This window comes from Mucilaginibacter sp. (assembly GCF_025362475.1).
Classification (GTDB): Bacteria; Bacteroidota; Bacteroidia; order Sphingobacteriales; family Sphingobacteriaceae; genus Mucilaginibacter.
Genome location: NZ_JANYGH010000068.1, coordinates 1 through 11407, shown reverse-complemented (window position 1 = coordinate 11407; position 11407 = coordinate 1). Strand labels below are relative to the sequence as shown.

General features: G+C 41.4%; 10 protein-coding genes. 5 read left to right on the top strand and 5 right to left on the bottom strand.

What is annotated here, in order from left to right:
* Positions 1 to 6: 6 nt before the first annotated feature.
* The gene (locus tag Q0R88_RS24045) at positions 7 to 642 is read right to left on the bottom strand and encodes a polysaccharide deacetylase family protein (RefSeq protein ID WP_295720972.1); all 636 of its coding nucleotides are present in this window, start codon (positions 640 to 642) and stop codon (positions 7 to 9) included.
* A gap of 94 nt (positions 643 to 736) precedes the next feature.
* On the opposite strand from Q0R88_RS24045, the gene Q0R88_RS24040 reads away from it, so the two are divergent.
* Positions 737 to 2185, top strand: coding sequence for a TolC family protein (locus Q0R88_RS24040; protein ID WP_295720971.1), 1449 nt, complete (start codon positions 737 to 739; stop codon positions 2183 to 2185).
* Positions 2186 to 2225: 40 nt separating this feature from the next.
* On the top strand, positions 2226 to 3575 hold the full coding sequence (locus Q0R88_RS24035; protein WP_295720970.1) for an efflux RND transporter periplasmic adaptor subunit: 1350 nt from the start codon (positions 2226 to 2228) through the stop codon (positions 3573 to 3575).
* A gap of 112 nt (positions 3576 to 3687) precedes the next feature.
* On the opposite strand, the gene Q0R88_RS24030 is transcribed toward Q0R88_RS24035, so the two are convergent.
* The 4 genes from Q0R88_RS24030 to Q0R88_RS24015 all read right to left on the bottom strand — a co-directional run bounded on the left by Q0R88_RS24030 (position 3688) and on the right by Q0R88_RS24015 (position 7855).
* Positions 3688 to 4518, bottom strand: coding sequence for a GMP synthase (locus Q0R88_RS24030; protein WP_295720969.1), 831 nt, complete (start codon positions 4516 to 4518; stop codon positions 3688 to 3690).
* Between the two features lie 93 nt (positions 4519 to 4611).
* Positions 4612 to 5709, bottom strand: coding sequence for a carboxylate-amine ligase (locus Q0R88_RS24025; protein ID WP_295720968.1), 1098 nt, complete (start codon positions 5707 to 5709; stop codon positions 4612 to 4614).
* Between the two features lie 243 nt (positions 5710 to 5952).
* Positions 5953 to 7044, bottom strand: coding sequence for a hypothetical protein (locus tag Q0R88_RS24020; RefSeq protein ID WP_295720967.1), 1092 nt, complete (start codon positions 7042 to 7044; stop codon positions 5953 to 5955).
* A gap of 103 nt (positions 7045 to 7147) precedes the next feature.
* Entirely contained in the window at positions 7148 to 7855 is a 708-nt protein-coding gene (locus Q0R88_RS24015) for an alpha/beta fold hydrolase (protein WP_295720966.1), read from the bottom strand.
* Between the two features lie 161 nt (positions 7856 to 8016).
* Here Q0R88_RS24015 and Q0R88_RS24010 point away from each other — a divergent pair, with 161 nt between their 5' ends.
* The 3 genes from Q0R88_RS24010 to typA form a co-directional block, all read left to right on the top strand.
* Complete coding sequence (locus Q0R88_RS24010) at positions 8017 to 8805, top strand: alpha/beta hydrolase-fold protein (RefSeq protein WP_295720965.1); 789 nt, start codon at positions 8017 to 8019, stop codon at positions 8803 to 8805.
* 34 nt (positions 8806 to 8839) lie between these two features.
* Complete coding sequence (locus Q0R88_RS24005) at positions 8840 to 9487, top strand: hypothetical protein (protein ID WP_295720964.1); 648 nt, start codon at positions 8840 to 8842, stop codon at positions 9485 to 9487.
* Positions 9488 to 9634: 147 nt separating this feature from the next.
* On the top strand, positions 9635 to 11407 hold a 1773-nt coding region (gene typA / locus Q0R88_RS24000), incomplete at its 3' end, for a translational GTPase TypA (RefSeq protein WP_295720963.1).

The window sequence follows — 11407 nt, the reverse complement described above, 5'->3', positions numbered from 1 at the left end:
CCACAATTAAATAAATTCTTTAGGGATTAGGGCGTTAAAACTATATCCCGCTTTACTCCAAATCTCCATCGCCCTTGGCAAAACATATTCCAGCCTGTCAAAAGCCTTCAAACTATCATGAAAAACTACTACTGATCCGGCTTGGGTATGTTTCAATACATTTTTAAGGCAATCTTCGGGTTTTAAGTTGATGTCGAAATCGCCGCTTAACACGTTCCACATAATGATCTTGACATTGGGGCGTGCTGCTTTCAAATCTTTCACCTGCTGTTTTTTAATGCGCCCATATGGCGGCCGAAAAAGATCGGTATCCAATAATTTATCGGTGAGTAAAAAATTATCGAGGTAGGTTTTGTTATCTGTTTTCCATCCTTTGAGGTGATTATAGGTATGGTTGCCTATGGCATGACCATCTTTTACAACCTGCTCAAAAATATCCGGATGCTTGCCCACATTATCGCCAATGCAAAAGAATGTGCCTTTGGCCTCATATTGTTTTAAAATATTTAATACAAAGGGTGTAACAATAGGTATAGGTCCATCGTCAAAAGTGAGATAAATGCAACGGTTGCTTTGGTTTACGTTCCAAATTAGTTCGGGATAGAGCTTTTTTAACAGCCATGGAGTTTTAACCAGGTACATATCAATAAAAAAAATAAATGTTAAATTTTCCGATATATAGAAATCAACATTGCAATGTAGTAAACAGTTGCTTACCATTGTATAGAAAAACCTTATGAAACCAAAATTACTATTATCACTTAAAGCAACTGTTATTTGCACCATACTGTTTTCGTCGCTAAGCTTCAGGGCTAAGGCGCAGGAAGTGATATCCTTGCAAAAAGCAGTAAACCTGGCTTTGGAGCGCAACCTTAACATCAAGCAATCGCAATTTACCGAGGCTTTGGATGGTGAAACCTTAAAACAATCAAAATATAACCAGTTGCCAAACCTTACGGCAGGCCCTCAAGCTTCATTTAACTTTGGCCGTAATATTGACCCTTCAACCAACCAGTTTATTAACCAGCGTATTTTTGCCTTAAATGGTACAATACAAAGCCAGGTAACCTTGTTCCAGGGTGGGCAACTGCGCAATACCATAATTCAGAACAAGTTATTATTGGATGCGGATAAAACAGCGACAGCAAAAGTAAGGAACGATCTTATTTTAAACGTGGTTACTACTTATTTGCAGGTATTAACCAACCAGGATTTGGTAGTAGCCGCTCAACAGCAAATTGATGTATCGAAAATAACTTTAGACAGGGCTCAAAAAAACTTTGATGTTGGCAACCAAACACTGGCGGACCTGTCTCAGGCTAAAGCTACTGTATCTACTGCAGACCTGAACTATACCAATGCCCAAAATGCCTATGAAATTTCATTGCTCACGTTAAAGCAATATATGGAAATGGGCCCGCAGGAAAATATAGTTGTTGAGAAACCGGATATCAGTAAGCTAACCGACATTCAAACATTATATAATGCGGAGGAAGTTTTAAAGACCGCTCAATTGGTTAACCCTGATCTGCTGTTGGCAGAGCAAAGGGAAAAAGCTACCCAACAGGGAATTAAAATAGCCCAGGGTAATTATTACCCAAGCCTGGTATTATTTGGGCAATTGGGTTCAAACTATTCTGATGCACGTACTTTATTTGGCGGCGTTACACCTACAGGCAGGGTAGATACCATCGGCTTTGTTAATGGTAACCGCAACCAACCCGCAACATTACCTAATGTTGCCCCGGTATATAATAAGTATCCGTTTTTTAAACAGCTTAGCGATAACTTTAATCAATCGGCAGGGGTTAGTTTACAGATCCCTATATTCAACCGTTTTAGTGCACGTACATCAGTACGTAAAGCAAAAATTCAATACGAAAGTGCAAGGTTAACCACACAGCTGGCCCGCAACAACCTGAGCAAGATTATTTACCAGGCCGTATTGGATGTAAAAGCTGCCGAAAAATCATACCTGTCATATACGCAAACGTACCAGGCTAATAAAGAGGCTTTTAATATTACCCAGCAGCGCTATAATGTTGGTTTGGTAAACTCGCTTGACTATAATACCTCTTTAACCAACCTTAATAAATCGCAGTTTGATATGATCAACGCACAATATATGGTTGTGTTTAGGGCAAAAGTGATTGATTACTATCTTGGCAAACCGATATCATTATAAATAAAAAAATCTAAAACCGTAAATATCCAAACTCATAATCATGGGAAAAACTACTAAATATATTCTGATAGGGCTTGGCGCTCTGGTCGTTCTGCTGATCATAGCTAAAGCGACCGGCTTAATTGGTAAACCTCCTTTAACACAGGTTGCTACCGAAAAAGCCGATGTACGTGAAATTAATGAAACGGTATCTGCCAGTGGTAAAATAAAACCACATATTGAAGTTAAGATAAGCCCGGAAGTATCTGGCGAGGTAGTTGAACTGCCTATAAAGGAAGGCGACGTGGTTAAAAAAGGCCAGTTGCTATGTAAAATCCGCCCAGACATTTTAAAGTCTGGTTATGATCGTGCCATTGCATCATACAATACCCAAAAGGCAAGTGTGGGTAACTCTGGCCAGATGTTGAAACAAGCCGAGGCAACTTTTAACAACCAGGCCGGTATTTTTAAACGCAGCCAGGAACTTTATAAAAATAAGGTACTTACCGTATCAGAGTATGAAAACGCTAAAGCGGCTTTTGAAGGTGCAAAAGCATCCCTTGAAGCAGCAAAACAAAATGTTATAGGTTCTCAATATGGTTTGGCGCAATCATCAGCATCGGTTAAAGAAGCGCAGGATAACCTGGCCAAAACAACCATTTACTCTCCGGTTGATGGCGTGGTATCAAAGCTATCAATTGAATTGGGCGAGCGTGTTTTAGGAACCCAGCAGTTTGCAGGTACCGAGATCATGACCATATCTGATCTGAGCAAAATGGATGTGAACGTGGATGTGAATGAAAACGATATTAACCGCATCTCTTTAGGGGATTCATCCAATATCGAGATCGACGCGTTTTTAGGCAAAAAGTTTACGGGGGTAGTTTCTGAAATAGGAAGCTCGGCCAACGTAGTTGGTACAACTGCCGATCAGGTAACTAACTTCACGGTTAAGGTGCGTATCAATGCTGCATCATATGTGGCTTTGCTTAAAAAGACTGCCGATAACCCTTCACCTTTCCGCCCGGGATTAACAGCTACTGTTGATATTAATACCAACCAGGTTAAATCATTATCGGTGCCAATTCAATCGGTTACAACCCGCGAGGAGAAAAAAGAACAGAATGGCCCGCCAAAGAAAGACGATGATAAAAGCAAACCGCAGTTAACACAACCATCAAAAGAATATGTTTTTGTGTTGAACGGCAACAAGCTTAAACAAGTACAGGTAACTACCGGTATTCAGAATGATACCTACATCCAGGTACTAAGTGGCCTTAAAAGTGGCGATGAAGTTGTATCGGCTCCGTATGCAGCCATATCAAAAACACTGGCCGATGGCATGGTGGTTGAAAAGGTTGACAAAGCGAAGTTATTTAATCCGGATAATAAGGATGGCAAAAGTAACTAAGGAGTAATTATCTATATAATAACAAAGCCGCGACCCTGTAAGGTTGCGGCTTTGTTGGTTAATGAGATCCTTCACTATGTTCAGGATGACAAATGGGAGTGATAGTATACCCCTACATTACCCCCTGTAAGCTCAGCACAGCCTGATCTAAAAAATTCGGGATCAGGGTTTTTTGCGTATGGGTTATCTTATCGGGATCGGCAAGGTGCTGCAGCATTTCTTTGTATTTTACATCGCCGTGCTCGTTGATCACTTCTTGTTTCTTTTCGTCTTTTAACAGCAGGTTTCGCATTCCGTTGGCATCAGCTTCGGGGTGAAACTGGGTCGAAAAAAAGTACTCATTAAAACGGATAGCCATCAAAGCCCTGGGCAAATCAATATGAGGACGCTCTTTTTCAATGGCTACCAATTGCATGTTTAATTCCTTAAACCGGTTTTGGTTGGGGTTTATCACCTGCCAGCTACGCGAATCCACGGCATAGAATGGTTCGGCGAGGCCTTCAAAAACAGACTCGTTAAAGCCTTGTTCAGTTTTATGTACGGGTAATACCCCAAATGAGGGGGAACGACGGGTATTGATATCGCCCAATTCGTACTTACGGCACATCAGCTGGAAGGAATGGCAAACAAACAGGCCATGTTTTTTATCTGTTGTATTGGATAGGTTATGATCTTCCAATCTGTCTGTCAGCCTGAAGAATTTTTTTTCCCACTCCGTTCCTTCGTCCAGCGGACTACCTGGGCCACCGCTCGAAATATAGATATCAAAATCAAGTCCGGGTACTTCGCAACCTCTGCGAACATCAAAAATTTTGTAAGTAATATTTAAATCGTGTTGTGCCTTATACCTGTTTAAAATATCCTGGAAACCGCGCATACCCTCGTTTGCTATCCCATTGTACAGATCAAGTATGGCTACTTTTATTTCCGGTTTTGCTGTCATATGTCTTATTGTTCAACCTTGCCTGGCAAATCTTTTATGTAACTATAAAAGATTTTTTTAGCCCCTTTTCCTTTAAGAGAGGCGATTGGGAGGCTACAACCCCTTTAAAGTTTGCGAGGTAATATAATCAACCACGTCTTCAAAGTTATTATTTTGCTGGTAAACGGCCAACTGCCTGTCGGCGCCTGTGCCGTGTTCCAGTATTTTATGCACGTATTGCAGGTCATCGCGCGAGCCAAGCTCGTCAACTACATCATCAACAAAATCAAGTAGTTCCAATACCAACGACCGTGTATTTACTTCCATTTCTTTACCAAAGTCGATCATTTTACCATCGATACCATAACGCGCGGCACGCCATTTATTTTCGTTTATGAGTGCGCGAGAGTAGGTAATAAATTTCATATTTTGCTGCCTCAGCTTATAAAGTTTGGCGCACAAAGCCTGGAAAAGTGCTGTAAAAGCAATGGTTTCATCAACCAGCATGGGGCAATCGCAAATGCGGAATTCAATGGTTTCGAAAAACGGATGTACCCGGATATCCCACCAGATTTTTTTGGCATTATCAATGCAATTGGTTTTTACCAACAGCTTGATGTAATTATCATACTCCTCAATGCTGCTGAAGTAATCGGGAATGCCGGTACGTGGAAATTTATCAAATACCTTTGTCCGGAATGATTTAAACCCGGTATTGCGGCCTTCCCAAAAAGGCGAATTGGTTGATAGCGCGTAAACGTGCGGTAAAAAATACCTCACCTGGTTGGCGATATGAATGGCCATATCCCGCGATTGGATGCCCACGTGAACATGGAGCCCAAAAATAAGATTTGAGCGTGCAGCATCCTGCATTTCATCCACTATTTCGAAATAACGTGGGTGATCGGTTATCAACTGGTGCTGCCAGTGCGAGAACGGGTGCGTTCCCGCTGCGCCAATCCGCAAACCGATATCACCAGCCAGTTGTGCAACGGTGGAACGCAGTTTACCTACTTCCTTGCGGGCTTCCTGGGTATTTTTACAAATGTGGGTACCCACTTCTACTACGGCCTGGTGCATTTCGGCCTTCACCTGGTCTTCATGGATCTTTTGCGCGCTATCCACAATTTTTTGCTCATGCGATTTTAGCTCCCTGGTAACAGGGTCAATCACCATAAATTCTTCTTCAACACCTAAGGTAAACTTGTTCATAATTGGTTAGGTTATATTTTTACCTATCGTCTGTGTCCTCACAGGCGATCATAATAGTTGCCTGTGAGGACACAGGCAACAGGATATAATTGTTAATAAACAAGTTGTCATTTCGAACGAACTGGGGCTGGCTTTGAGCCCGGGCGTGAGGAGAAATCTTCTACGCCTGGCCCGCCATTTACATAGTCGGATTAGCAAACAGTATAAGATTTCTCCTCGTACCTCGTTCGAAATGACATTCGTTTATTTTTTGGCTTTCTTCGGTTCTTCTACTTTTTTCGCTTTTACCACCTTCTCCTTTTTTACTTCTCCCTCTGCTTCAATAGGATGGTCAACTGCGGTAACAGTTACATCTGCCTTAACAGGTTTGGCTTTTACACTTACTAACGGCGTTTTAGCTGCTGATGTTTTTACATATTCGCCCCAAGTAAGGTTATCCAACCCGTCTTTTTGTTTTTTGGCGCGTTCAATGGCGTAATCAGCAGCAGTTTCAACTACCCATTCAAAGTTTTCCTGGCCTACACTGGTCACTTCGGCATCGGGTGCAGGGTTGCAAAAATCAATAGCGTATGGGATGCCATCGCGGATAGCAAACTCAACAGTGTTAAAATCGTAGCCTAAAAACTGGTTAAGCTTAATCACATAATCCTTAATCGTTTCCAATAATTTTTTAGACGCAGGTGCCTTGCCGTGTTCATAACGCAGGTGATGCGGGTTACGTGGCTCGTACTGCATAATGCGCACATGTTTGCCACCAATGCAATAGCAACGGAAGTAATCGTCAAAAACAACCTCCTCCTGCAGCATCATCACATACTGCTTAGTTTTGTTGTATTTGGCAAAAAAATCTTCCTTATTTTCTAATCTATAAACTTCTTTCCAACCACCTCCATCAAAAGGTTTCATGTAGGCCGGGAATCCAACGTAGTCAAAGATTCCTTCCCAGTGCAACGGGTAGGCCAGGTTACGGAACGATTTGTCGGTAGTATCATCGGGCAGATCCTTTGAGGGCAGAATTACGGTTTTTGGAACCGGAATGCCAATTTTTACAGCAAGGGCGTTGTTGAAAAATTTTTCGTCGGCGCTCCACCAAAAAGGGTTGTTGATAACGGCCGTACCACAAATAGCCGCGTTTTTTAATGCCGCACGATAGAAGGGAACATTCTGAGAGATCCGGTCGACGATCACGGCGTAATCCAGTGGTTCGGCCTGTATAACTTTATCAATGCGTACAAATTCTGCCGAAATGTTTTTCTCAGCTTTTTGGTTTATCCTATCCACAAATGCCTGCGGGAATGAATTTTCCTGTCCGAATAAGATGCCTATTTTTTTCATAGTGTTAGTTTTTCGGTAACCGGTTGCGAGTTGCCGGTGCCCGGTGTTTTGTTTTATGTAGATGTTGTCTTTTGTCTTGATTCCTGACTCTTGTTTCTTGATTCTATTTTATCGTGGATAAATAATGCGGAAACATTTCTTTCCATATCGGCCAGTCGTGATTGGCATTTGGGCGAATATCCAGCCAATGGTTAATGCCTTTTTTGTTTAAAATGTTTGATAGCTGAATATTATAATCTTTGCAGATGTCCCGCTCGGATGTGCCGAGGATGATATTCATCTCCCATAATTCGCTCCGGTCGCTGCCCGGCAGGTAATCTACCGGGTTGTTATAAAAAATATCATCGTTGTAAAACCCATCGGTAAACATTTTAATATCAAATGCGCCGCCCATGGTGAATAAATGTGCCACTTTTTCGGGATGTTTAAAAGCGAAGTTGGCGGCATGATAACCGCCGAAGCTGCAACCGGCCATAGCCACTTTATTTACGCCGGTTTCATGCATGGCCCAGGGTGCAAGTTCGTTTACCAGCATTTTATCGTACCAGCTGTAATTGCGGGCGCGGTCGGCAGGGTGAATGCCCTTGTCATACCAGGTGCGGTCATCAAGCGTATCGGGGCAATAAATTTTTACCAGTCCTTCATCTACAAACCATTTTACGCTATCTATCAAGCCAAAATCCTTGTTTTGATGAAAACGACCTTTAGTTGTGGGGAAGAGAATAACAGGAAATCCCTTATCGCCGAACACCAGCATTTCAACGTGTAAGTTTAAGTTTGGCGAGTACCAGCGGTGATATTTTTCTGTCAAAATGGTCGGTTTATGTTTTCAGAGATGTAAGTTAAGTGGTTTAACTGAAAATGGCAACTAACTGATAAATTAATACGTTAGCTTAATAAATAAAAAACATAGCGTACTTTTGCACCCTTTAAATTTAACATAGAATGTATTTGGGCTGGGCTGAAACAGAGATGACGATTACTGAAAAAATAATAACTATAAACTCCGGGTTACTAAAAAGGGAGGTATTTTGTACCATTTTAATGCCCGATGAACAGGAAATTGCAGGGCCTTTAAGCCTGCTGTTACTGAACGACGGCCAGGAGCTTGAAAGTCTTGGATTGAGCCAAACGCTGGAGCAGTTATACAACAGTAATCGCCTAAAGCCAGTGTTGATTGTAGCCATACATGCCGGTGAAGACCGCCTGCAGGAATACGGTGTTGCAGGCAGGCCAGATTTTAAAGACCGTGGTGCAATGGCTGATATTTATACTCAATTCATCATCACCGAACTGTTGCCGCAGGTTAAAAATTATACGGGCATCAACGAATTTGAAAGTGCCGCTTTTGCAGGTTTTTCTTTAGGCGGATTGTCGGCCTTTGATATTGGCTGGAACAATGCGGATATATTTGATAAGGTAGGCGTATTCTCGGGGTCGTTTTGGTGGAGAAGCAAAGACCTCGCTAAAGGATATACCGATAATGATAGAATAGCACACGCTTTGGTACGAGAAACAGTTGGTAAGCCAGATTTGAAATTTTGGCTGCAAACCGGTACTAAAGACGAAACCAGCGATAGGAATAAGAACGGTATTATTGATGCCATTGATGACACCATCGATTTGATTAAAGAACTGGAAGCAAAAGGCTATTCACGCCCAGAGGACATTCAATATGTAGAGGTGGTTGGTGGCAATCACAATGCCGAAACCTGGGGTAGGGTAATGGGTAAGTTTTTGAGTTGGGCTTATGGAAAATAGAAAGATAGCGCATCATAAGATTAAAAAATAATTTATGCTGCGAGTCTTTACCTTTTTCATACTTCTACTATCATTCGCCAGTTGCAAGTTATTTCATAGCAAAAGAATTGACTCTATTAAAGGAGGCGGTTCATATATTGCTAAAATAGACAGCAATTTTCAAAAAAGCATTTGCAGCATCCATTCGACTCATTCCAGAGGCGTGATTTTCCCGGCGGAGTATGCTAAGCAAATATTTGGAAGAAATGGTCGGGGTAAAAACATAGCTTTTTTTACTCCTGATTCAACATTGATCAAAAAAGTAGATAAAGAGATTAACTATCAATATTGTGCGGCAAATGAAAAACATTGGATAAACTTATTTTGGCCTGAAAACGACACCGTAAAACGTGTAATATCTGAAGAGCAGAAAAGAGCTATTTCTAAGATATCAGCTAAATTTTGTTTGAACTGGCAGCAGAATTGGATTTTCTACGACAGGCAATATATAGGTGTTATTACTCCAACCGGTGAGAGGGTGATACTAATTCAGCTAATTGATTTTCGGAAAGATCCTCATAAATATAAACAGATATTTACCTCTTCGTGGATTTCTGGTTGGCACGGATGGTTTAGTAGTAATATTATTCTCGTTTATTTTAATGTTCCAACAAATTCATTGACAATGGATGGGGATATATAGCAACATCTTGTCATACCATCGGTTTTGATAGCTTCTACACCACCCTTTAGTAATAGAATTGTATAAATCTTCATGGATAACTTGACAACGTTTTATAATCTCATATATTAACGTTACCTTTGCGCCAAAATTAGAAGAGCATTTTTCATGCAAAAAATAAGAAACATTGCGATTATCGCACACGTTGACCACGGTAAAACCACTTTGGTTGATAAAATTTTACACAGTTGCGCCATTTTTAGGGATGGTCAGGAAACTGGTGAATTGATATTGGATAACAATGACCTGGAACGTGAGCGAGGTATTACCATCGTATCAAAAAACGTTTCAGTAATGTATAAAGACGTTAAAATCAACATTATTGATACTCCTGGTCACGCCGATTTTGGTGGTGAGGTTGAGCGTGTATTGAAAATGGCTGATGGTGTATTATTACTTTGCGATGCTTTTGAAGGCGCTATGCCTCAAACTCGTTTTGTAACCCAAAAGGCTTTGGCTTTAGGCTTAAAACCTATTGTGGTTGTAAACAAGGTAGATAAAGAAAACTGTCGCCCTGAAGAAGTTTACGAACAAATATTTGAATTATTCTTCAACCTTGAAGCTACTGAAGATCAACTGGATTTCCCGGTTATCTACGGTTCATCAAAACAAGGCTGGATGAGCACCGACTGGAAACAACCTACAGAAGATATTTTCCCGTTGATGGATGCTATATTAGCTAACATCCCTCCTGCACCTATAGAAGAAGGTACTTTACAAATGCAGATCACCTCTTTGGATTATTCTTCATTCGTAGGTCGTATCGCTATCGGTCGTGTAGCTCGTGGTACTATTAAAGAAAACCAACCGGTTTCTTTGGTAAAACGCGATGGTACTATCCAAAAATCAAGAATTAAAGAACTTTATACTTTTGAAGGTTTAGGTAAAGTACGTGCAACAGAAGTTGGTTCGGGCGATATCTGCGCTGTAGTTGGTATCGAAGGTTTCGATATTGGTGATACTATCGCTGATTTTGAAAAACCAGAACAACTTGCGGTTATCAAAATTGATGAGCCAACAATGAACATGTTGTTCACCATCAACACTTCACCTTTCTTTGGTAAAGAAGGTAAATTTGTTACTTCACGCCACTTACGTGACCGTTTGTACAAAGAGATGGAAAAAAACCTGGCGCTTAAGGTTGTTGAAACCGAATCGCCTGATTCATACCTGGTGTATGGTCGTGGTATTCTCCATTTATCTGTATTGATCGAGACCATGCGTCGCGAAGGATATGAGTTGCAGGTTGGTCAGCCACAGGTTATCGTTAAAGAAATTGACGGGGTTAAATGTGAGCCGGTTGAAACCCTCATTGTTGATGTACCGGGCGACGTTGCTGGTAAAGTAATTGAGTTGGTAACACAACGTAAAGGCGATTTGTTGGTAATGGAGCCTAAAGGCGATTTACAACACTTAGAATTTGATATCCCGGCACGTGGTATCATCGGTTTACGTAACAACGTATTAACAGCAACAGGTGGCGAGGCTATCATGGCTCACCGCTTTAAAGCATATGAGCCATGGAAAGGTACTATCCCTGGTCGTTTAAATGGTGTATTGGTATCAATGGATACTGGTAAAACCACTGCTTTCGCTATTGATAAATTACAGGATCGTGGTCGTTTCCACATCGATCCGGGAGCAGATATCTACGAAGGTCAGATCTTAGGCGAGCACATCCGCGATAACGATTTGGTTATCAACTTAACCAAAGGCAAGCAATTAACCAACATGCGTGCATCAGGTAGCGATACCAACGTACGTATTGCCCCGGCTATCAAATTCAGTTTAGAAGAAGCTATGGAGTACATCCAGGCCGATGAGTACATCGAGATAACCCCGGTTGCTATGCGCTTACGCAAAATTTATTTGAACGAAGGC

Bases quoted from the DNA above. Each gene is read 5' to 3' on its own strand.
- Q0R88_RS24045 (WP_295720972.1), bottom strand. From the start codon at position 642: ATGTACCTGGTTAAAACTCCATGGCTGTTAAAAAAGCTCTATCCCGAA.
- Q0R88_RS24040 (WP_295720971.1), top strand. From the start codon at position 737: ATGAAACCAAAATTACTATTATCACTTAAAGCAACTGTTATTTGCACC.
- Q0R88_RS24035 (WP_295720970.1), top strand. From the start codon at position 2,226: ATGGGAAAAACTACTAAATATATTCTGATAGGGCTTGGCGCTCTGGTC.
- Q0R88_RS24030 (WP_295720969.1), bottom strand. From the start codon at position 4,518: ATGACAGCAAAACCGGAAATAAAAGTAGCCATACTTGATCTGTACAAT.
- Q0R88_RS24025 (WP_295720968.1), bottom strand. From the start codon at position 5,709: ATGAACAAGTTTACCTTAGGTGTTGAAGAAGAATTTATGGTGATTGAC.
- Q0R88_RS24020 (WP_295720967.1), bottom strand. From the start codon at position 7,044: ATGAAAAAAATAGGCATCTTATTCGGACAGGAAAATTCATTCCCGCAG.
- Q0R88_RS24010 (WP_295720965.1), top strand. From the start codon at position 8,017: ATGACGATTACTGAAAAAATAATAACTATAAACTCCGGGTTACTAAAA.
- Q0R88_RS24005 (WP_295720964.1), top strand. From the start codon at position 8,840: ATGCTGCGAGTCTTTACCTTTTTCATACTTCTACTATCATTCGCCAGT.